The organism is Litchfieldella anticariensis FP35 = DSM 16096 (assembly GCF_000409775.1).
In the GTDB taxonomy this organism is placed as follows: Bacteria; Pseudomonadota; Gammaproteobacteria; order Pseudomonadales; family Halomonadaceae; genus Litchfieldella; species Litchfieldella anticariensis.
On the sequence record NZ_KE332377.1, the window covers coordinates 1,142,846 to 1,165,988 of the forward strand.

17 protein-coding genes are annotated in these 23,143 nt (G+C 57.7%); 9 read left to right on the plus strand and 8 right to left on the minus strand.

Annotation, left to right across the window (positions count from 1 at the left end; translation table 11 throughout):
- Window positions 1-165: 165 nt before the first annotated feature.
- The 5 genes from speB to L861_RS23525 all read left to right on the plus strand — a co-directional run bounded on the left by speB (window position 166) and on the right by L861_RS23525 (window position 7,022).
- Window positions 166-1,116, plus strand: coding sequence for an agmatinase (gene speB / locus L861_RS05435; protein ID WP_016415566.1), 951 nt, complete (start codon window positions 166-168; stop codon window positions 1,114-1,116).
- A 52-nt stretch (window positions 1,117-1,168) separates the two neighbouring features.
- Window positions 1,169-2,551 (plus strand): YjiH family protein, encoded by a 1,383-nt coding sequence (locus L861_RS05440; RefSeq protein WP_051149301.1) that lies wholly within the window; start codon window positions 1,169-1,171, stop codon window positions 2,549-2,551.
- Between the two features lie 154 nt (window positions 2,552-2,705).
- Complete coding sequence (locus tag L861_RS05445) at window positions 2,706-4,307, plus strand: 5-guanidino-2-oxopentanoate decarboxylase (protein ID WP_016415568.1); 1,602 nt, start codon at window positions 2,706-2,708, stop codon at window positions 4,305-4,307.
- 165 nt (window positions 4,308-4,472) lie between these two features.
- Window positions 4,473-5,930 carry an aldehyde dehydrogenase family protein gene (locus tag L861_RS05450; protein WP_016415569.1) on the plus strand — a complete coding sequence of 486 codons (1,458 nt, stop codon included), beginning with the start codon at window positions 4,473-4,475 and terminating at the stop codon, window positions 5,928-5,930.
- Window positions 5,931-6,182: 252 nt separating this feature from the next.
- Window positions 6,183-7,022 carry a helix-turn-helix transcriptional regulator gene (locus L861_RS23525; RefSeq protein ID WP_016415570.1) on the plus strand — a complete coding sequence of 280 codons (840 nt, stop codon included), beginning with the start codon at window positions 6,183-6,185 and terminating at the stop codon, window positions 7,020-7,022.
- A 107-nt stretch (window positions 7,023-7,129) separates the two neighbouring features.
- Here L861_RS23525 and L861_RS05460 read toward each other — a convergent pair whose 3' ends face one another.
- Entirely contained in the window at window positions 7,130-7,510 is a 381-nt protein-coding gene (locus tag L861_RS05460; protein ID WP_016415571.1) for a histone-like nucleoid-structuring protein, MvaT/MvaU family, read from the minus strand.
- A gap of 297 nt (window positions 7,511-7,807) precedes the next feature.
- Here L861_RS05460 and bioA point away from each other — a divergent pair, with 297 nt between their 5' ends.
- Window positions 7,808-9,088: an adenosylmethionine--8-amino-7-oxononanoate transaminase gene (gene bioA / locus L861_RS05465; protein WP_016415572.1), complete on the plus strand. Its 1,281-nt coding sequence runs from the start codon at window positions 7,808-7,810 to the stop codon at window positions 9,086-9,088.
- Between the two features lie 106 nt (window positions 9,089-9,194).
- On the opposite strand, the gene rpsA is transcribed toward bioA, so the two are convergent.
- From rpsA to L861_RS05500, 7 genes are all read right to left on the minus strand, one after another.
- Window positions 9,195-10,871 (minus strand): 30S ribosomal protein S1, encoded by a 1,677-nt coding sequence (rpsA, locus tag L861_RS05470; RefSeq protein ID WP_016415573.1) that lies wholly within the window; start codon window positions 10,869-10,871, stop codon window positions 9,195-9,197.
- A gap of 189 nt (window positions 10,872-11,060) precedes the next feature.
- The gene (gene cmk / locus L861_RS05475; RefSeq protein ID WP_016415574.1) at window positions 11,061-11,756 is read right to left on the minus strand and encodes a (d)CMP kinase; all 696 of its coding nucleotides are present in this window, start codon (window positions 11,754-11,756) and stop codon (window positions 11,061-11,063) included.
- Window positions 11,749-14,016, minus strand: coding sequence for a bifunctional prephenate dehydrogenase/3-phosphoshikimate 1-carboxyvinyltransferase (locus tag L861_RS05480; RefSeq protein ID WP_016415575.1), 2,268 nt, complete (start codon window positions 14,014-14,016; stop codon window positions 11,749-11,751). The genes cmk and L861_RS05480 overlap by 8 nt, the downstream gene beginning before the upstream one ends.
- Before the next feature lie 2 nt (window positions 14,017-14,018).
- On the minus strand, window positions 14,019-15,110 hold the full coding sequence (gene pheA / locus L861_RS05485) for a prephenate dehydratase (protein ID WP_016415576.1): 1,092 nt from the start codon (window positions 15,108-15,110) through the stop codon (window positions 14,019-14,021).
- Window positions 15,111-15,114: 4 nt separating this feature from the next.
- On the minus strand, window positions 15,115-16,197 hold the full coding sequence (serC, locus tag L861_RS05490; protein WP_027947781.1) for a 3-phosphoserine/phosphohydroxythreonine transaminase: 1,083 nt from the start codon (window positions 16,195-16,197) through the stop codon (window positions 15,115-15,117).
- 49 nt (window positions 16,198-16,246) lie between these two features.
- The gene (gene gyrA / locus L861_RS05495; RefSeq protein WP_016415578.1) at window positions 16,247-18,946 is read right to left on the minus strand and encodes a DNA gyrase subunit A; all 2,700 of its coding nucleotides are present in this window, start codon (window positions 18,944-18,946) and stop codon (window positions 16,247-16,249) included.
- A 153-nt stretch (window positions 18,947-19,099) separates the two neighbouring features.
- Window positions 19,100-19,525, minus strand: a complete 426-nt coding sequence (locus L861_RS05500; RefSeq protein WP_016415579.1) for an acyl-CoA thioesterase — start codon at window positions 19,523-19,525, stop codon at window positions 19,100-19,102.
- Window positions 19,526-19,692: 167 nt separating this feature from the next.
- On the opposite strand from L861_RS05500, the gene L861_RS05505 reads away from it, so the two are divergent.
- The 3 genes from L861_RS05505 to L861_RS05515 all read left to right on the plus strand — a co-directional run bounded on the left by L861_RS05505 (window position 19,693) and on the right by L861_RS05515 (window position 23,142).
- Entirely contained in the window at window positions 19,693-20,619 is a 927-nt protein-coding gene (locus L861_RS05505) for a recombination-associated protein RdgC (protein ID WP_016415580.1), read from the plus strand.
- 30 nt (window positions 20,620-20,649) lie between these two features.
- Window positions 20,650-21,834 carry a 1-acyl-sn-glycerol-3-phosphate acyltransferase gene (locus L861_RS05510; protein WP_016415581.1) on the plus strand — a complete coding sequence of 395 codons (1,185 nt, stop codon included), beginning with the start codon at window positions 20,650-20,652 and terminating at the stop codon, window positions 21,832-21,834.
- Between the two features lie 132 nt (window positions 21,835-21,966).
- Window positions 21,967-23,142 (plus strand): cation diffusion facilitator family transporter, encoded by a 1,176-nt coding sequence (locus tag L861_RS05515; RefSeq protein ID WP_016415582.1) that lies wholly within the window; start codon window positions 21,967-21,969, stop codon window positions 23,140-23,142.
- Window position 23,143 lies beyond the last annotated feature (1 nt).

Genomic DNA, 23,143 nt, shown 5'->3' on the forward strand with positions numbered 1-23,143 from the left:
TCGATAATACAGAATCGCATCATTTCTATGATGCAAAAATGCATCAATGATCAGAAAACTTCAATAAATCAAATAAATAGAATTTGGCATGTTGTATGCATTGCTATGACAGAACTGACGACAAACAGTTTTTGATTGTTTAAGCACGGCTTTGGAGAAAATCAGATGAGCGAGTTCAATCAACCCTTGGGCGGCAACGAGATGCCGCGTTTCGGTGGCCTGGCGACCATGATGCGTTTGCCCACCCAGACAAGTGCCGCTGGACTCGATGCCGCTTTCGTTGGTGTGCCGCTTGATGTCGGTACGTCCAACCGCCCCGGTACGCGACTTGGCCCGCGCCAGATCCGCGATGAGTCGCGCATGCTGCGCCCCTACAACATGGCAACCCGTGCAGCCCCCTTCGACAGTCTTCAAGTAGCAGATCTCGGCGACGTTCCGGTCAACACCTTCCACCTACCCAAGAGCATGGACATCATTACAAGCTTCTACGACGAGGTGCTGGCACACGGTTGCACACCTCTGACACTAGGTGGCGACCACACTGTGACGCTGCCGATCTTGCGCGCCATCGCCAAACGGCACGGCCCCGTAGGCTTGATCCATATCGACGCCCATGCCGACGTCAACGACCACATGTTCGGCGAGCCTATTGCTCATGGCACCCCCTTTCGCCGCGCTCAAGAAGAAGGCCTGCTGGACAGTCATCGGGTCGTGCAGATCGGCCTGCGTGGCACAGGTTACGCCGCTGATGATTTTGACTGGTGTCGCGAGCAGGGTTTCCGCGTCGTGACAGCCGAACAGTGCTGGTACAAGTCGCTGGAGCCCTTGATGGCCGAAGTGCGCGAACAGATGGGCAACGGACCGGTGTACATCTCTTTTGATATCGACGGCCTCGATCCATCCGTGGCACCGGGGACCGGCACCGTAGAAATGGGCGGACTGACCTCGGCTCAGGGCTTGGAGATCGTGCGTGGTGCCTGGGGCCTGAACATCGTCGGTGGCGACCTGATGGAAGTCTCCCCGCCCTACGACCCAAGCGGCAATACCGCCCTGATGGGCGCCACCCTGCTCTACGAAATGCTGTGCGTGCTACCGGGCGTCATGCGCCGCGATTGATCCGGCCCACAACGATGTTTCCAATGATAATAACCGCATTGAGGTACCCATGATGTCTTCACTCGACACGACAACCAACAACATAGAGACGAACGGAGCACTGAATCCGCGCAATCTGCTGAAGTTCCTGATCCCGTCGCTGCTCGGAGTCAGCATGTTTCTGATTCCCTTCTCGGTGGGCGATACCATCAATATTGGTATGGGCCTGATGGCCGATGGTCTCAAAGCGATACTTGGCGATGCATTGCCAGCCATCGCAGTGGCAGTCCTGTGTCTGTCGGTCGCGCTCACCATGCTAGTCAAGGTCGCCAAGCCAAGCTGGGCCCGCGAGGGTGTATGGAAGGACATGTTCGACGTCGGCCCACTGTGGTTCGGAATGCGCATCCTGGGTGCCGTGTTCGCGCTGATGACGTTCTTCCAGTTTGGCCCGGAATTCGTCACCGCCTCCTTTACCGGTGGCGTGATGCTCAACGATCTTGCACCCGTGCTGCTGACGTTCTTCTTCTTCGCTGCCCTGTTGCTGCCGTTCCTGGTCGACTTTGGCTTCATGGAGTTCATCGGCAGCCTGGTACGCAAGCCGTTCCGCCTCATCTTCGGCTTGCCGGGGCGCAGCGCTATCGATGCCACGGCGTCATGGATGGGCTCGGGCACGGTGGGCGTTCTGATCACCACCCAGCAGTATGAGCGCGGCTACTACAATCGACGCGAAGCTGCCGTGATCGCCACCAACTTCTCGATCGTGTCGATTGCCTTTAGCCTGCTGATCACTAGTTTCATCGATCTCAACCACATGTTCATCCCGTTCTATTTCACAGTGGTGGTATCAGGACTGATTGCCGCAGTGGTGGTGCCTCGGATACCGCCGTTGTCACGCAAACCGAATACCTATTACGAACCGGTCGGCTGCCAGTTGTCAGAGGAAGGTACCGGCAGAGTGGGCATCTTCCGCTTCAGCCTGACTCAAGCGGTCAAGCGTGCCGAAAAAGCGCCGGGACCCCGTGAGCTGGTGCGTAACGCACTGTTCAACGTCGCCGATATCTTCCTGGCGCTGCTACCGCTGGTGATGGCGATCGGTACCGTGGCCCTGATCCTGGCTGAGTTCACGCCGCTGTTCACCTGGCTCTCTTACCCTATGGTGCCGGTGCTCGAACTACTGCGCATTCCTGAAGCCGAAGCCGCTGCGCCGGCCACCTTGGTGGGCTTCGCCGACATGTTCCTGCCGGCCGTGCTGGCAACCAACATCGAAAGCGAGCTGACTCGCTTCGTGATTGCCTGCCTGTCGCTGACCCAGTTGATTTACATGTCGGAGATTGGCGCGCTGCTGTTGAAGTCGAAGATTCCGCTCAAGCTGTGGGAGTTGTTCGCGATCTTCCTGCTACGCACCGCCATCACGTTGCCGATCATCGCCTTCATGGCCCATGCATTTTTCTTCTGAGAGGTATCTAGCTATTTCCAGCCCTGGTGGGAGCGAAGCGCTGCTTCGCGATTAAGGTGGTTTCACACCCGATGCCGGCCTGGCGGCCGGATCGCGCAGAAAATCTGCGCTCCCACCGGGAAATCAAGTTCTGTGATATCGAGGCTTGAAGACAATGACCTGTGCCCAATTGCTGTTGCAGCTTTTGCGCGATACCTACGGCGTGGATACCGTGTTTGGCATCCCCGGGGTGCATACCGTGGAGTTGTACCGCGGCCTGGAGGGCAGCGGCGTGCGTCATGTCACGCCGCGCCACGAACAAGGTGCTGGCTTCATGGCCGACGGCTATGCCAGGGCCACCGGCAAGCCAGGAGTGTGTTTCATCATCACCGGCCCTGGCATGACCAATATCGCTACCGCCATGGGCCAGGCCCTGGCCGATTCCGTGCCTATGCTGGTGATTTCCAGCGTCAACCGTCGTGACACGCTGGGTCGCGGCCAAGGACGCTTACATGAACTTCCCAGTCAGCAACAAACCCTTTCTGGCCTGACACGCTTCAGCCATACCTTGCTCGATACCCAAGCACTACCCGAAGTGCTGGTCCGAGCCTACACGATATTCCGCAGCAGCCGGCCTGGACCAGTACATATCGAGATACCTATTGACCTGTTCAACGCCCCTGCCACGCCCCCTGCTAAATGGCAACCACCGGAGCTGTATCGCGCCGCCCCCGACCCCCGAGGCCTGGCTACGGCAGCCCGGTGGCTGCACGAAGCCCAGCGCCCACTGGTACTGCTGGGTGGCGGTTGCGTGGACTCGCCCGAGGCCGCTTGCACGCTGGTCGAACGTCTCGATGCCCCCACGGTGACTACCATCAACGCCAAGGGACTATTGGGCGAGCATCATCCCCTCGACCTGGGCGCCAATGCCTCTTTGCCAGCGGTTCGCAAGCTCGCGAGCGAAGCCGACGTGATCCTGGCCGTGGGCACCGAGCTCGGCGAAACCGATTATGACGTGGTATTCGATGATGGCTTCCTGCTCACCGGAAAACTGATCCGCATCGATCTCGACCCCGAGCAATTGGTGCGCAATCAGCGGGTTTCGCTTGGTCTGGTGGCCGACTCCGGCATGAGCCTGGCACTATTGCTCGAGCATTTTCCGCAACCGCTACAGCGAGGTGGCCGCGCACGCACCGCTCAAGCCCTGGCGGCCTTAGGACTCGGCGATGACCCAGCCTTCGCACCATTCGTACCGTTGTTCGCCACACTCAAGGAAGCCATGCCGGATGCGGTGCTTGTCGGCGATTCTACTGCTCCCGTCTATGCCGCCAACCATTTGGTCTCGCAACCCGCACCGCGTCGCTTCTTCAACGCTTCGACCGGCTACGGCACTCTGGGTTACGGACTGCCAGCGGCCTTGGGCGCCCAGCTAGCCCGCCCTGACTTGCCAGTAGTGGCCCTGGTCGGTGACGGTGGCGTGATGTTCACCCTGTCGGAGATCGCCACCGCCGTTGAGGAGCAATTACCGGTGGTGATTCTGCTGTGGCACAACGCCGGCTATGAAGAGATCAGGCGTTACATGGATGCCCATGGGGTCGAGCGTCTCGGCGTGGATATCCGGGCACCGGATTTCCTGACTCTGGCACGCGGCTTCGGCTGCTTGGCCACCCACGTCGATAGCCCGGCGGCCCTAGCCGAAGCGCTAGCCTCACGTCCAAAGGACGGGCCGCTGCTGATCGAGGTGGATGCCACCCAGTGGCATCGAAATGTTGCTTGACGTTTAGAACCCACAAGTAGTGAGGCACAAGCTCCGCTGCGCGATGAATTTGTCACTGGGCCGTGAATGCCGACCTGACGATCGGATCGCGCAGAAAATTTGCGCTCCCACCAGTTGGAGCGCTTTTTCCTGTCATCGCTCTGAACAAGCTTTTCTGGGGGAAATATGCAACGGCTCGACCAACAGTTCATCGACAATCAATGGGTAAGGTCACGGGGATCTCGTCTGCTACCAGTCATCAATCCCTATACCGAGGAGATCATCGCCGAGGTCACCGCCGGTGATACAGCGGATGTCGAGGCGGCGGTGGAAGCGGCGCGCCGCGCCCTGCCCGCTTGGCGTACCATGTCAGGTGCCGAACGCGCTGGATATCTGGATGGCTTCGCCGAGGTATTGACCCGGCGTCGTGACGAATTGATGCGCCTCTCTTCAACCAACAATGGCAAGGTATTGGCAGAAGCGGGTATCGATCTGGACGATGCCATCGCCTGCTATCGCTACTACGCGGGACAAGCCCGCGCCTTGGATGCCCGCCAGGGCCAGCAAGTGGAACTCGACATGGAAGGAGTCGAGGCGCGTTGCTATCACGATCCGGCAGGAGTCGTGGGGTTGATCACGCCCTGGAACTTCCCGTTGGTGACCAGTGCCTGGAAGCTGGCACCCGCATTGGCAGCCGGCTGCACAGTGGTGCTCAAACCTTCGGAGGTTACACCTCTACCCGAGCATGCATTGGCCGAAATTGCCCTCGAAGTCAGTCTGCCGGCCGGAGTCTTCAACCTGCTGTTCGGTGATGGTGAAGGCATCGGAGCACCGCTGAGCGCGCACCCCGGCGTCGACAAGGTGTCATTTACCGGCAGCAACCGTGTTGGTGAAGCCGTAATGCGGGCTGCTGCCGGAGGTTCGCGAGGAGTATCGCTGGAGCTGGGAGGAAAATCGCCGATCCTGGTCATGGAAGATGCCGACCCCGAACAGGCCGCTGACTGGGTCATGGCCGGCATCTACTTCAACGCCGGCCAGATCTGCTCGGCCACGTCACGCTTGCTGGTCCACGAGGCGGTCGCCGCCCCGCTCTTTGCAGCCCTGGCCGAACGTATCGACGCCCTGACGTTAGGCGATCCACTGGCAGAAGGCACCGATATGGGCCCTCTCACAAGCTCGCGGCAGCGCGAGGCTGTGCGCCACTATCTACGTATTGCCGAACAGGAAGAGCTCGATGTCGTGCGCGATGAGCGCCATCGGCAGTTACCTGTCCAAGGTTATTTCCTGGCGCCGATCCTATATCGCGATGTGCCGCTGGAAAGCCGCTTGTGGCAGGAAGAGATTTTCGGTCCTGTCCTGTGTGGGCACAGTATTTCCAGCGAGCAGGAGGCCATCGAGCTCGCCAACGACAGCGATTTTGGACTGGCAGCCACGATAATCAGCGGTGATGCCACTCGTGCCAAACGTATTGGTAGCCAACTGCAGGCTGGCAGTATCTGGTTCAATAGCGATCAACTCGTCCTGCCGGAAACCGGCTGGGGTGGATTCAAGCGCAGTGGAATCGGTCGCGAACTAGGCCCTTGGGGCCTTTCCTCCTATCTGGAAGTCAAGCATATCGTCGGACCCGAGACGCCAGGAAATTAACAGCTCGTTTTCTCATGTAGAGTTGGGCCGCTTTGTGCGGTCCTTTTTTATGCCGTAGAAGCTGCCGAAAATTGACAGTTGGCAAAGAATTTGTGCTCAAACGCTCACTTGGAGATTCCAAACTTGCCTTAGCCTCGGTGAGTCCGTAATTAATGGAGGAGCAGGAGCATCAACTATAACCAGAACAAGCCCTGGAAGTGCCATTGGCGGTAGCACTATCGCCAGAATGATATGTGACGCAAGGGCCAGATAATGTTCAATGACATGATGAGGGCTGAGATCTGGCTGCAGGAAAAGCTGGAGACCCAGCAGGGCATCGAGGACCTGGCACAACGCCTGGGTTACTCGTCTTCACAAATCCGTCGCAACTTCAAGCGATGCTTCGGTTTATCCCCCAGTGCCTACCGAGACCAATTACGGCTGGAACGAGCAGTACAGTTGCTTGGCCACACTTATTTCAGCATCTACGAGATTGCCTCTCAATGCGGCTACCAAAACCATTCAGCATTCTCGCGGGCGTTTCTACGCCGCTACCATATAAGCCCCCGCGAGTTTCGCAGAAGCGAACGACAAAGACTCTCACTGTTACGCCATGACATGACTCAAGAGTACCCGTTTCGCATTGACCATGCACAACGACAGCATGCCGTGGTCACTCGTCTTTACCAGCATGGTCCGAAAAGGGAAAGCAATATCGAAAACCTGCCAGAACATGAAACCCTGCAAGCACTTCCCGATAAGTTACGCAACGGCTGTCCGATTGTCATCATACATGGCAATCATTGGGGAGAAGGGTTCTCCCGGGCCGACCTTGGTGTACAAGTGGATGAGGGGGTTACCGATGAACTGGCCATTCCCCTTCCCTTTCGCACCTTGAGTCTGCCAGCTTACCGCTATGCCAGCGTCGTAACCGACAATCTGGGCGAACTTGGGTCGATTATCGACTTTCTATTGGCCAAGGCACTTCCCCAGCATGACGAATTCGTCAGTGGCCTTCCTCCCAGGTTGCTCTGGCGAAAGACAAAGCATAGGAAGTCCCACAAGAGCCCTGACAGCGTCGAACTTCGCTTGCCATTATACGGATCGGATTGATACGGTCCAAACACGCCGACGCCGCCGCGGGAACCCGACGGCGGCGTCACAGAGCCGTACCAGCATATTCAAATGCCCGTACAGACATCATTCATGTATGTTTTTCCCTAGCTTTCCACCCGAACCAGCCAGGATTCCACGGTCTCGTTGCCGTATTCGTCTTTCCAGGCCTTGAGGGTTTTCTGGTTACCGCCGCGAGTCTCCACGACTTCCCCTGTATTAGGGTTCTTGTAGATTTTCAGTTTGCGTTTACGACGACCACCGGCAGTGCTGGGCGCGCTAACTCTAGCAGCCTTGCCTGCCGACTTCGGATCGAGCAACTCAATTACGTCAGCGGCGTTCTTGTTGAACTCCTTCATCAACGCTTCGAGTTTCTCCTTGAACTCTAGTTCGGCCTTGAGGCGAGGATCATTCTGCAACTGTTCCAGCTTCTCGTTGAGTTCCTTGAGCTGCTGTTCCTGTTGCAGGTATTCGCTTAGTAGTGACATCACTCTTCCTTTATTCAGATTCAGAGAACTGCATGGGATGCAACACTATTGTCGCCGTTACACTGGATAATGCCAAGAGCTTAGCGATATTTTTAATTAGCGACAACATGAAATACACCCAACCCCTTTACCATTTCACCTCGGGACAGGCAACAACCTTGTTCATAAACTGCAGAAAAGCCCTACAGTATCTTGTCCATCCCCTTTGCAGACAGCATTTAGTAGTGTTTGTTTCTGGCCAAATGCACATCCCCACTGTTAACCTTCAATAAATAGAAAGTTAACAAAGAGGCCATCATGACAGCATCACCACTATGGCACCCTTACGCCCAGATGCACACTCAACCACCGGCACTGAAAGTCATTGGAGGTAAGGGAGCTCATTTCACTCTCGATAACGGAGAATCCTTGCTCGATGCCACCTGCTCCTGGTGGTGCATGATACATGGCTACTCACATCCCCGACTCGTTGCGGCGATCAAGAGCCAAGCCGATAGCCTGTGCCATGTGATGCTAGGTGGCCTGACGCACGAACCCGCTGATCGCCTGGCCAACGCACTGGTTCGCATCACCCCAACAGGCTTGAACCATGTATTCTTTTCAGACAGCGGATCAGTAGGCATGGAAGTGGCCATGAAAATGGCCGTGCAGTATCAGGTGCAGAAAGGACACCCGGAAAAGCATCGACTCTTATCACTGATGCGCGCCTATCACGGCGATACCAGCGGCTGCATGGCAGTTTGTGATCCAGAGGAAGGCATGCATTCCCTGTTCTCTGGCTATTTACCCCGTCACCATTTCGCCCCTGCTCCTACAGCTCCCTTCGATGCCCCCAGATCGGCCGTTGAAGACGATATACAAGCACTACGACGCGTGCTCGAAGCTCACCACCACGAAATCGCTGCGCTGCTCATGGAGCCTCTGCTGCAGGCTGCGGGCGGGCTCAACATGACCTCACCGCACTATGTACGAGCCGCACGGGAACTGTGCGATGAATTCGATGTATTGCTGATATTCGATGAAGTGGCCACTGGTTTTGGACGTACTGGAAAACTGTTTGCAGCCGAGCACGCAGGCGTCACACCGGACATCATGGTACTTTCCAAAGGGCTTACCGGTGGCTATCTAGGGCACGCCGCAACGCTAGCGACGGACCGAGTGTATGATGTCTTTCTCAGCGATGATCCAGCGCGTGCTTTCATGCATGGCCCAACCTTCATGGGCAATCCGCTGGCTTGCCGTGTAGCATTGGAAAGCCTGGCAGTGTTCGAAGAGGAACGCTATCTCGAAAAAATCACCATGCTGAACGAAATCCTGCGACAAGAACTTCTAGAGGATCCGGATCTACACGCACACCCCGACGTGGAAGACGTTCGCGTTCTCGGCGCCGCCGCTGTCATCGAAGTCTATGACAGCACCAGCCTGAAGGGAGCCCAGGCCTTTGCACGACAACATGGAGTATGGCTGCGCCCCTTCGGTCGCTGGCTATACACAATGCCAGCCTATATCACCACGCCTGATGAAATGCGCCGGATTACCGGGGTGATGAAAGAATGGTTCAGGATTGAAACTCACTAACTCACTATAGAGATCGCGCAACGAAGTCGCCTCATACACGAAAAACGCCGCCTCCTTTATCAGGAGGCGGCGTTTTCAGTCTTACCGATCGCAGCTCAAGCAGTGATCAGTCTTGACCCATCTGCTGCTTGATTAGGTCGCCGATGGTAGTCGGGCCACCGGTATCGACTTCCTGCTCGCGCAACTTCTTCATGCTCTGACGAGTATCGTCCTGATCCTTGGCCTTGATCGACAGGCTGATCGCGCGGTTCTTGCGATCCACTCCGATGATACGGGCCTCGACGCTGTCGCCGATATTGAGCACATTACGAGCGTCTTCGACACGGTCAGCGCTGATCTCAGAAGCCTTAAGCACGGCAATGACATCGGTCGCCAGTTCGACATGGGCTTCCTTGGCATCGATGTCGACGACACGGCCAGTCACTACCGAGCCCTTGTCGTTGACGGACAGGAACTCAGCTACCGGGTCGGTATCGAGCTGCTTGATGCCCAGCGAGATGCGCTCACGCTCAGGATCGATGGAGAGAATGACAGCTTCGACTTCGTCACCCTTCTTGTACTGACGCACGGCTTCTTCGCCGGTATCGGTCCAAGATATGTCGGACAGATGCACCAGGCCGTCGATACCACCTTCCAGGCCGATGAAGATACCGAAATCGGTGATCGACTTGATGCTGCCGGAAACGCGGTCGCCCTTGTTGTAGCGTGAACTGAAGTCTTCCCACGGGTTAGTGGTGCACTGCTTGATGCCCAAGGAGATACGACGACGCTCCTCGTCGATGTCCAGCACCATGACTTCCACTTCGTCGCCAACCTGAACGACCTTGGACGGATGGATGTTCTTGTTGGTCCAGTCCATCTCGGAAACATGGACCAGACCCTCGACACCTTCTTCCAACTCGGCGAAGCAACCGTAGTCAGTAAGGTTGGTGACGTGAGCCATGACCTTGGTGTTTTCCGGATACCGATCCTTGATGTTGACCCAAGGATCTTCACCCAATTGCTTGAGGCCCAGGGAAACGCGGTTGCGCTCGCGGTCGAACTTCAACACCTTGACGTTGATCTCGTCGCCTACGGCCACGATCTCGGATGGATGCTTGATGCGCTTCCAGGCCATGTCGGTGATGTGCAACAAGCCATCGACACCACCCAGATCCACGAAGGCACCGTAGTCAGTGAGGTTCTTGACGATACCCTTGATCTGCTGGCCTTCCTGCAGTGTGGCCAGCAACGCTTCACGCTCGGCACTGTTCTCGGCTTCGAGCACGGCACGGCGGGATACGACCACATTGTTACGCTTGGGATCGAGCTTGATGACCTTGAAGTCCAGCTCCTTGTGCTCGAGGTGGGCGGTATCGCGCACAGGGCGCACGTCCACCAGGGAACCCGGCAGGAAAGCACGGATAGAGGCCACATCGACGGTAAAGCCGCCCTTGACCTTGCCGTTGATCACGCCCTTGACGATCTCTTCCTTCTCGAAGGCCGCTTCCAGCTCTTTCCAAGCTTCAGCACGCTTGGCTTTTTCGCGAGACAGACGTGTCTCACCGAAGCCATCCTCGACGGCTTCCAGGGCGACCTTGACTTCGTCGCCAATGGCAATGGTCAACTCACCATTGTCATCACGGAATTGGGCTGCGGGAATCTGACCCTCGGACTTCAGGCCGGCATTGACGGTGATCCAGTCACCCTCGATGTCGACGACCGTCGCCATGACGATGGCGCCCGGCTCCATATTGATGTCCTGAAGAGACTGTTCAAACAACTCAGCAAAGCTTTCGCTCATGATGTTCCTACGTGATCAACGTTGATAGCGGCTGTACCGCCTTCTCTCCGTACCACCAGCAAGTACGGGCCTATTCCACCAATCCCCGGGGACGTTGGCGCTGGTTCGACCTGGTCAGGCTCTCGGCTTCCAAGGAACGTATCGCCTGGCCACGTCATGACGTCTGGCCGGGGGCTCCGCAAGGGATCGTCAGGCGTCGGTGGCCAAGCCACGCTGGGCGAGGAAGGCCGCCACCCGATCCACCACTTCCGGTATCGTCAGGTGCGTGGTGTCCAGCTCAATGGCGTCTTCAGCCGGTATGAGCGGGGCCACACTGCGCTGCATATCACGCGCATCGCGCGCCTGAATCTCCTTTAAAAGACTCGACAGACTAGCATCTTCGCCAGCTTCTCGCAACTGGAGGTAGCGCCGCTTGGCACGCTCCTCAGCACTGGCGGTGAGAAATATCTTGAGTTCGGCGTCAGGGAACACGACGGTTCCCATGTCGCGACCGTCGGCAACCAACCCCGGGGGTTTCTGAAAATCGCGCTGACGCCGTAATAGGGCCTGTCGCACTCGCGGTAACGCCGCCACCAGGGATGCACGATCGCCGGCTTGCTCGGTACGAATGATGTCGCTGACGTCCTCGCTTTCGAGATACACTCGCCCTCCTTCCTCACCGGGCACGAAAACCACGTCGAGGTTGGCCGCCAACGGCTCGAGAGCATCCTCGTTATCGAGCTTGATATTGTGACGAGCCGCCGCCAGTGCCGTCAGCCGGTACAGGGCTCCGGAATCCAGCAGGTGCCAGCCCAGACGTTCAGCGACCAAGCGACTGATGGTGCCTTTGCCGGCGCCACCTGGGCCGTCGATAGCCAGCACTGGGGCCTCAACTTGCTCAGTCATGCGCTTCCCTCCGCTCCTCGTCGACTCGCAGGCCGACACTACGCGCCAGTTCGATGAAGCCCGGAAAAGACGTCGCCACATTGGCGCAGTCGTCGATGACGATCTCATCGCGTGCCCGTAGCCCCGCCACAGTGAACGCCATGGCGATACGGTGGTCGCCCAGACTATCGATATGCCCGCCACCATAGTTGGGAGTCTCACCCTCATGCCCCACAATATCGATGCCATCGTCGTATAGACGGTTATCGACACCCAATACCGTCAAGCCATCGGCCATTGCCTGCAGGCGGTCCGATTCCTTGACACGCAACTCTTCAGCACCACGCAAACGGGTCACGCCCTTGGCATTGGCAGCAGCGACGAACAGCGCTGGGAATTCGTCGATGGCCAGTGGTACCTGATCCCGAGGAATTTCGATCCCGGTTAACGGAGCATAGCGCACACGGATGTCGGCGACCGGTTCACCTCCAACTTCATGCTCATTGGATAGTGTGAGATTGGCACCCATTGCTTGCAAGATATTGATCACGCCAATGCGCGTCGGATTGATGCCGACATGCTCAAGAGTCAAATCCGACCCCGGGGTAATAGCTGCAGCGACCAGGAAGAAAGTTGCCGATGAGATATCCGAAGGCACATCGATCGGCCCAGCGATGAGCTTGCCACCACCGCTAAGCCAACAGGTATCGCCTTGGCGCTCGACCGGATAGCCAAAGCCATTGAGCATACGCTCGGTATGGTCGCGAGTCGGAGCCGGCTCGCGCACTCGAGTTTCGCTTTCGGCATACATCCCGGCAAGCAATAGGCAGGATTTTACCTGGGCGCTGGCCATGGGCATATCGTAATAGATGCCCTTGAGCATCTGGCCACCCTTGATCTTCAGTGGTGGACGACCCCCTTCAGCGGTACCGATCACCGCCCCCATCTGACGCAATGGATCGGCCACCCGCCCCATGGGACGCTTGGTCAGCGAAGCGTCACCTGTCAATTCGGTATCGAAGGCTTGCCCAGCCAACAGCCCAGCGAACAAACGCATGGCAGTGCCGGCATTACCTACATAGAGCGGACCGGAGGGTGCCTTCAAGCCATGCATGCCCACCCCATGGATGGTCACACGCCCTTGGTGTGGGCCTTCGATGGCGACTCCCATCTCGCGAAAAGCCTGCAATGTGGCCAAACTGTCCTCGCCTTCGAGAAACCCTTTGACCTCGGTAACGCCTTCGGCCAAGGCACCCAGCATGATCGAGCGATGCGACACTGATTTGTCACCGGGCACCCGAATGCGGCCAGAGACACTGCCACCGGGGGCGACCCGGTAACAAAGATTGTTGTGTTCCATGGTCTGATAACCCGCCTGATAACTGGTCTGATTCAAGAGCGTATCGAAATAATGACGCGCGTGACTGGCACGGCCGAAGGTCGCCAACATGGCATCACCATCACCGGCCTCCACCGCATGGCGCAACCTGGCCACACCGACTTCGAAGTCGTCCAGGGCCGTGAGCACGGCATCACGGTTCGCCAGAAAGATATCGCGCCACATTACCGGGTCACTGCCGGCAATGCGCGTGAAATCGCGAAATCCGCCAGCGGCATAGCGGAAGATCTCCAAGCGTTCATCCTGACGCGCCAGAGTATCCACCAGTGAGAAAGCCAGCAGGTGCGGCAAATGACTGGTGCGCGCCAACACCTGGTCATGACGCTCGACATCCATCTCCAACACTTCGGCCCCGCAAGCCCCCCATAAGGTGCGTACTCGGACCAAGGCCGCTGGATTGGTATCTACTGCCGGCGTAAGGATCACTTTGTGCTGACGGTAGAGATCAGGGTCGGAAGCCGCGACACCACTTTTCTCAGAACCGGCGATGGGATGGCCAAGTACAAGATTGGCCGGTAGCTGACCAAAGGCTCGTCGGGCACTGTCGCGTATCGCCGCCTTGGTGCTGCCAACATCGGTAATCACGACCTGTGAATCAGTATGGATGAGCCGGATGGCGAGCTCTTCCATCACAGCATCCATGGCCAGCACCGGTACCGCCAATACGATCATGGTGCTGCCAGTGACCAGGGTAGCAAGCTGCGTATCACCACCATCAATGACACCCATCGCTACGCCACGGGCGATCTCGTCGGGATCGCGGTCGCAGGCGACGATCTCGCCCTTGAAACCAGCACTCTTCAACGCTGCCGCCAGCGAGCCACCAATCAAGCCCAGGCCGACGATCAGGATGCGAGATTCATCGACAACCGCCTGCTGCATGATCAGAGCACACCCATGGGATAGGATCCCAGCACCTTGAGCTCCGCCGCGCGCAGTCTGACTTCCTCAAGCACCGCTTCGACCACCGGGTCCTCACAGTGACCCTTAAAGTCGATGAAGAACACGTAGTTCCACACCCCAGTACGCGATGGACGTGTTTCCAGGCGCGTGAGATCAATCTGGTGACGGTGGAAAGGCTCAAGCAGATCGTGCAGCGCGCCTGGCTGGTTGCGCATGGCGACTACGATGGAGGTCTTGTCCTCTCCGGACATCGGCACGTCCTGATTGCCGATGATCAGGAAGCGGGTCGAGTTGTCAGGGCGATCCTCGATCTTCTCGGCAATCTTCTCGAGGTCGTAGAGCTTGGCCGCCATGTCGCCGGCAATAGCCGCACTGTGCCATTCACTCTTGACCAGCCGCGCAGCCTCGGCGTTGGATGCCACAGGGACCCGCTCGGCACTCGGGAAATGCGCGTCAAGCCACTTGCGGCATTGGGCGAAGGACTGTGGATGCGAATATACCCGCGAGACCTTGTCACGGCGGGTATTGTGGGAAATCAACAGATGCTGGTGAATACGCAACACGACTTCACCACAGATACGCATAGAGGAATCCATGAACGAATCCAGGGTGTGGTTGACGACACCCTCGGTGGAATTCTCCACTGGTACCACGCCATAGTTGGCTGCACCAGCTTCCACTTCACGGAACACCTCATCGATGGCAGCCATCGGCAGACTAATGGCACTTTCACCGAAATGCTTGAGCGCGGCCTGCTGAGTAAAGGTGCCCTCGGGGCCCAGATAGGCCACTTTGATCGGCCGCTCTAGCGCCAAGCAGGCCGACATGATTTCGCGAAACAACCGCGCCATCTCTTCGCTATCCAGCGGCCCCTTGTTGAGAGCCATGATACGCCTGAGCACCTGTGCCTCACGCTCTGGGCGATAGAAGACGGTGTCCGGATCTGCCTTGGTCTTGATTTCCGCTACCTGCTTGGCACATTCGGCACGCTCACTGATCAGACGCAGGATATCGCCGTCCAGATGGTCAATGCGCTCGCGCAGTTCATCGAGATTGATGGGGGTATCGGTCATGGGGTTAGCCCCTTCTTTTCTCGAAATCGGCCATGAAGGCAATCAGTGCATCCACGCCCTCCTCGGGTACGGCGTTATACAGGCTGGCGCGCATGCCACCCACGCTACGGTGCCCCTTGAGGTTAAGCAGGCCCGCCGCATCGGCTTCTTCCAGGAAGGACTGATTGAGGCGTTCGTCGGCAAGCACGAAAGGCACATTCATACGCGAACGGTTACGCGGAGCGATTGGGTTGGAATACAGTTCGCTGGCATCGATGGCGGCATACAGCTTGGCCGCCTTGCGCGTATTGATGGCGCCCATGGCTTCGAGACCGCCGATATCGTGCTTCAACCAGTCGAATACCAACCCGGCCAGATACCAGGAATAGGTCGCCGGAGTGTTGACCATCGAGCCTTGCTCGGCAGCCGAGCGATAGTTGAACATGGTCGGGGTATCGGGCCGCGCACGATCGAGCAGGTCGTCGCGGACGATGACGACAACCAACCCTGCCGGGCCAATGTTCTTCTGCGCACCGGCATAGATCACCCCGAAGCGGGAAACATCCAGTGGCCCGGACAGGATCGACGATGACATGTCGCAAGCTACGGGCACGGAAGTTTCGGGGATATAGTCGAATTCCAACCCCCCAATGGTTTCATTGGCGGTGTAATGCAGATAGGCCGCGTCATCGGAGAGGCGAATCTCTTCTTGGCGCGGCACCTCAGTCAACCCATTGGCCTCGCTGGCCCCCGCAACATGAGCCCCGAACAGGTGACGCGCCTCAGCAATCGCTTTCTTACTCCAGATTCCCGTATTCAGGAAGTTGGGAGTACCGCCGGCCCCCAGCAGATTGTAGGGCAACATGGCGAACTGCATCGATGCTCCGCCCTGCGAAAATAGCACCCTGTAATTGCCCGGCACTGCCAGCAACTCGCGCAGATCTTGCTCCGCCTGTGTAGCGATGGCGGTATATTCCGGACTGCGGTGACTCATCTCCATCACCGACAGACCACGACCGTGGTAGTCGAGCATCTCTTCCCTGGCACGCTCCAGCACCTTGGTTGGCAAAGCCGCCGGGCCAGCACAGAAGTTATAGTGACGTGTCATCAGCGATATGTTCCCGATTCGTTCCAACGCGGCCACGGCCGCTCTTACCTTATTCGTCGCCATTTCCTTCAGATGGCGCATCCTCAACGTTGCTATCTTCTAGTGCTTCTTCAGATACGGCCTCTTCCGGCTCATCAATACGCACCGTCTTGACCAGGCTTTCGCCTTCGCCAAGGCGAATCAGCATCACGCCCTGAGTGTTGCGCGAACTGACCGACACTTCTTCGACCCGGGTACGCACTAGCGTACCCTTGTCGGTGATCAGCATCATCTCGTCGTTGCCGTAGACCTGCATCGCGGCGACCATGGCGCCGTTACGCTCACTGGTCTGCATGGCGATCACACCTTGGCCACCACGTCCACGTAGCGGGAATTCCTCGAGGCGGGTACGCTTGCCGTATCCATTTTCGGAAGCGGTGAGGATGTAGATCTGTCCGCCGTTACCGCCCATGCCATTACCATTGTCGTTGCCACTCTCGGTATCGACGTCATCCTCGGTGTCCGCTTCGGCATCGATCTGCTGCGATTGCGGAATGATCAGACTAATCACTTCGGCACCACCGAGCAGCTTCATGCCACGCACACCACGCGCGGTACGTCCCATGGCTCGCACATTGGATTCTTCGAAACGAATCGCCTTGCCGTGGGATGAAAGCAGCATGACGTGGTCATTGCCAGAGGTCACGGCCGCCCCTACCAGGCGGTCACCCTCTTCGAGATCGATAGCAATCAGGCCCACGCTGCGTGGCCGTGAGAACTGATCGAGGCTAGTGCGCTTGACGGTGCCCTTGGCGGTAGCAAAGAAGATGTAGCTATCCGCGCGGTACTCATGCACTGGCAGGATGGCGTTGATCGACTCCCCTTCGTCCAGCGGAAGCAAGTTGACCAGTGGCTTGCCGCGCGAGCCACGGCTGGCATTGGGCATTTCATAAACCTTGAGCCAGTAGACCTTGCCCTTGTTGGAGAACAACAGCACCGTGTCATGAGTCGAGGCCACCAGCAGGTGTTCGATGACGTCCTCGTCCTTCATTGCGGTGGCCGACTTGCCACGCCCACCACGTCGTTGTGCTTGATAGTCGGAAAGTGGCTGGGTCTTGGCGTAGCCGCTGCGGGAAATGGTGACCACCATATCCTCTTCGGCGATCAGGTCCTCGATACGCAGATCCAGGTGGCTGATCTGGATCTCGGTTCGACGCTTGTCGTCATATTGGTCGCGGATCGCCTCGAGTTCCTCGCGGATGACCTCCAACAGTCGATCAGCGGAGGCAAGAATAGCTGTCAGTTCGGCGATCTTCTCGAGAATACCCAAGTACTCGTCGAGTAGCTTTTCAGTCTCGAGACCAGTCAAGCGATGCAGACGCAGTTCGAGAATGGCCTGGGCCTGAGCCGGCGACAGGCGGTATTCGCGTCCGGCCTGGTCGAGACCGTAGCCCTCCTCGAGATCCTCGGGTTTACACGATGTAGCCCCGGCCCGCTCGAGCATGCCGGTAACCTGCCCTGGCGGCCAGCTCTGAGCCAGCAGCTTTTCCTTCGCTTCGGCGGCGGAGGGCGAGGCCTTGATCAGTTCGATGACCTCGTCGATGTTGGAGATCGCCACCGCCAAACCTTCGAGAATATGCCCGCGCTCACGTGCTTTCCTCAACTCGTACAGAGTGCGTCGGGTGACGACTTCACGACGATGGCGAATGAACGCCTCGAGCATTTCCTTGAGGTTCAGTGTCTTTGGCTGACCGTCGTCCAGCGCCACCATGTTGATGCCGAAGACGTTCTGCAGCTGCGTCTGGGCGAATAGATTGTTAACCACCACCTCGCCGGACTCGCCGCGCTTCACCTCAATCACGACGCGCAGACCTTCCTTATCTGACTCGTCGCGCAGCTCAGCGATACCTTCGATCTTCTTGTCCTTGACCAATTCGGCGATCTTCTCGATCAAACGAGCCTTGTTTACCTGATACGGCAGCTCATTGACGATAATATGATCGCGCCCGGTCTTCTCATCATGCTCGATGGTATGGCGCGCCCGCACATAGATACGTCCGCGACCGGTGCGGTAGGCATCGAGAATGCCTGCCTTGCCGTTTATGATCCCCCCGGTGGGGAAATCGGGGCCAGGGACATACTCCATCAGGTCATCGACGGTGAGAGTGTAATCGTTGATCAGCGCCAGACAGGCATTGATCACTTCCCCCATGTTGTGTGGCGGAATATTGGTCGCCATACCCACCGCGATACCTGACGACCCATTGATCAGTAGGTTAGGTACCTTGGTCGGCAGCACATCGGGAATACGTTCGGTGCCATCGTAGTTGTCGACCCAGTCGACGGTATCCTTATCGAGATCGGCCAGCAGCTCATGCGAGAGCTTGGCCATGCGCACCTCGGTGTAACGCATGGCAGCGGCATTATCGCCGTCGATGGAGCCGAAATTGCCTTGCCCATCCACCAGCACATGGCGCATGGAGAAGTCTTGAGCCATGCGCACGATAGTGTCGTAGACAGCGCTATCACCGTGCGGGTGATACTTACCGATGACGTCACCGACCACACGGGCGGACTTCTTGTAGGCCTTGTTCCAATCGTTGCCGAGCTCATGCATGGCGAACAGCACGCGCCGGTGTACCGGCTTCAGGCCATCGCGTACGTCGGGCAACGCACGGCCGATGATCACGCTCATCGCGTAATCGAGGTACGATTGTTTGAGTTCGTCCTCGATGTTGACTGGCAGAATCTCTCTGGCGATGTCACCCATGGGTCGTCAAATCCTTTGTACTGCGACAAATTGGCGCTGCGGGACGCTTGCAAACAGCTTCTTACAGCAGCCAGGGATTATATCACCGAGCGCGGCACAAAGGCAGCGGCACAACCAAGACATTACGGGATTCGACCAGTTACCCCGCCTCACTCAAGCATCGCGCGGCAGCACCAGAGGTTCCAAGGCCTCACGCAGATTTCCCTCGAAGGGTATGGCCTTGTTGTTGCGAGCATCGAGCAGGACGAAAGTCAAGTCGGCATCGGCTATGCACTTACCGTCGCGCACCCGATTGATGACTTGCCGCATCACGGCACTGCGATGGCCAAGTTCACAGAGGGAGGTTAGAACTTCCAGGTCATCATGCATCACGGCACCACGGCGATAGTTGATATTGAGATTGACTACCGCCAGTGCTACATCGTCGTCGAACAGCGATGTCATATCGACTTTCTCATCGAAGTAGCTCCATCGTCCCTCCTCGAGAAACTCCAGATACCTAGCATTGTTCACGTGAGCGTAGACATCCAGGTGATACCCCCTGACACGCAAGGTGGTGCGTGTGATACGAGTGTCCATGGTTGATGTCCTTTTCCTAGATGATGAGTGAAGTTTCGATTCTAGCGATGCCTCTTTACCAAGCACAAACAAGTGTTTGAAACACACGCTCAACTTTGTCGATGCTGGCACCCGCCTGCCCCTTTGGCCATAATGTGCATCCTTTTCACCAAGGACTGTCCTTTTTCATGTGGTTCAAAAACTTGCACCTGTACCGTCTGCATGATGCCCCGGCCATTACCCTAGAGGCACTGGAAGAGGCCTTGAGCGAACAGGCCTATCGCCCACTGGGCGGCAGCGAGGCCCGTCGGCTGGGCTGGTGTCCGCCAGCAGGCCGCCATGGCGAACGGCATGTACACGAGATACAGGGCCATCGCCTGTTATCGGCACTGCGCCAAGAACGCTTGTTGCCAGCTGGGGTGGTGCGTGAAGAGGTTGAAGCACGTGCCGCCGACCGAGAGGTGGCCGAGGGACGCCCTCTACCGCGCAAGGAAAAGCAAGCCCTCAAGGAGCAGGTCTATGAAGAGTTCCTGCCACGCGCTTTCGTGCGCAGTCAACGTATCGAATTGTGGTGGGACACACGCCAGTCCATGATCGGTGTGAATGCCTCGAGCCGCAAACGTGCAGAAGAGATTCTCGATCTGCTACGTCAGACGTTGGGTAGTCTCAAGGTCACCCCACTCTCCAGCCGCACCACACCAATCCGTGCCATGACGACTTGGCTGACCGACACCGCGTCGCGTCCTCCGATGCTGATGCTGGGCGACCAGGTGGAGCTCAAAGCACAAGGCGATGACGGAGTGCTTCGAGCACGCCAGGTCGACCTTGACGGCGACGAGATCCAGACAGTGCTGGCCGGAGGCCGCCAGGCCACCAGACTCGCCATGGAACTGGAAGGTCAGCTATCGTTGGTGCTGCATGACGACTTGGCTCTGAAGTCGCTGCGCTTTGCCGATGCATTGATCGATGAAGCGTCCCAGACCGATGACGGCGACGATGCCGTGTTACGATTGGAAACCGATTTCGTGCTGATGGCTCAGACACTGTCTGCCGTAATCGAACAACTGATCGACTGGCTGGGCGGCGAGGCACAAGCCACCGCTCCGTCACCCTGATAATGACCCCGATATCGTGATGCATCTATCGTGACTCTCGACTCGACTAGCGCACCCAAAAATACCAATTCGCAAGCGTCGGACCCGTTCGCGGATATTCGTCCCTATCATGACGATGAAGTGGCCGAAGTACTGGCGCGCTTGGCCGATGACGCCGAATTGCTCGACGCCCTGACCCAGTACAAGCTACCGCGCCTAGCGCGTTTCGCTCCCAAGCTGGCACGCGCCATTGTCAGCTTCGCTCTGCGTCGGGAAATGCGAGGCGTGGACTCGGTACGCGCATTCCAGATGCGTATCGCTGACTACATGCAGCGCATGATTCGCACTACGACCGATGCCTTCGAGGTGGAAGGGCTCGACAAGCTGGATCCCGCCAAGGCTTACCTGTTCATCGGTAACCACCGCGACATCGCGCTCGACCCGGCCTTCGTCAATTACGCCCTGTACCAAGCCGGTCGCGACACCGTGCGTATCGCGATCGGGGACAACTTGCTGCAGAAGCCCTATGTGTCAGACCTGATGCGGCTCAACAAGAGCTTCATCGTACCGCGCTCAGCCCGCGGCAAACGTGCCATGCTGGCAGCGTATCAGGCACTGTCGAGCTATATTCGGCATTCGATCACCAAAGACAATCACTCAGTGTGGCTGGCCCAGCGCGAGGGTCGCGCCAAGGATGGGATCGACCGTGCCGACCCAGCAATCATCAAGATGCTGACCATGGCGCGCCGCCAGGCTGACAAGGATGCCAATTTCGGTGATGCCATCGCAGAACTGCGTATGGTGCCGGTGTCGATCAGCTACGAATACGACCCCTGCGACTTGCAAAAGGCGCGTGAGCTTTATGCCACGCATACTGAAGGGCGCTACCAAAAGGTCGAATTCGAGGATATCCGCTCCATTGTTGCCGGCATCACCGGTGCCAAGGGGCGCATCAAGCTGACTTTTGGCGAACCGCTGTCCAACGTCTTCGATAGTCCCGATTCCGTCGCCGAAGAGATCGATCGTCAGGTATTGGGCGGTTATCGCTTGTTTCCCAGCCACCAGCTCGCTCTGGAGGCCAGCGGTCTGGCACCCGATCTGCTGGAGCTTGATGAGGTGACCGACGCGGACCGTGAGCGTTTCAATGCGCGCCTGGATGAGGTCCCTACCCATCTGCGCGACTGGTGGCTGGCACAATATGCCAATCCCGTGCTCAATCGAGCGGGAAGGCTATGAAGGGATAAGATGGAAGATGTAAGAACCTGGCTTCGCCGAGAGCCAGAAGTTATAAGCTTTAAGCTGTAAGAAAAACCTAGCCTTACGGCTCGTAGCTCGTAGCTCGTAGCTCGTATCCAGGAGCTTGTTCCCATGGCTCATATTCACCAGACCGACATCGATCAGGGCGCCATGACCCGCGATGCCTATCGCGTCACGTTGATTGGCGCGGCATTGGATGGAGTTCTGGGGATGGCCAAGGTCGTCGTTGGGGCGCTGGTCGGGTCCGCGGCACTCGTCGCCGACGGGGTACACTCCTTTTCCGATCTGGTGACCGATGCTTTCGTTCTCGCTGCCACTCATTTCGGTCGCCAGGCACCGGATACCAACCACCCCTATGGCCATGGGCGTATCGAAACACTCGCCACTTTGTGGCTGGGCAGTATCCTGATCTTCGTGGCTGGTGGGATCGCCTGGGCCAGTCTGACCCGGCTATTCACCGGTATACTGGTGCCCGCCCCCGGACTCTGGGCTATCGGATTAGCAATCGTGGCACTGTTCGCCAAAGAATGGATCTTTCGTTATACCATGCGCGTGGCCAAGCGCATCCGTTCCAAATTACTGGAGGCCAATGCCTGGCATTCCCGCTCGGATGCACTATCCACGATCGTGGTATTGATCGGTCTGATTGGCGCACAGTTCGGCGTAGGCTGGCTGGATGCCATTGCCGCTGCGGTAGTGGCATTGATGGTCGGCAAGATTGGAGCCAGCCTATTGTGGGAGTCCAGTCAGGAACTCGTCGATACTGCCCTGCCCAAGGATGAGCAACAGCGCATGCGCCATGTCGCCGAGCAAGTGCCCGACGTACATAACGTACACGATCTTCGCACCCGTACGGTGGGAGGCCATGTACTACTCGACCTGCATATCGTGGTCCCCCCTCGAGTCACGGTGTCGGAAGCGCATGAGATCGGCAACGAGGTCAGCCGTCGGTTGCGCGATACCTTTCCCAACCTGACCGATGTCACGTTCCACGTCGATCCGGAGAACGACGAAGGCAAGATCGACCCCAGCCTGCTGCCCGGCATGCCCTTACGCGAAGATGTCGAGGGCAAACTCGATGAGATCTGGTCACACCTCCCGGCCTGGCAATCGCGCGTTGCCTTGGACCTTCACTATCTCGGCAACCAGATCGACATCTCGGTCTACGTACGTGAGCTACCCGAAGGACAAACGCTTGGCGAAGCGGCTCAAGCTCTGCGTGAATATGCCGATAGCCTACCATGGGTGGGACGATTAAGAGTTTGGCAGGGCCCAGGAAAAGCCTAGC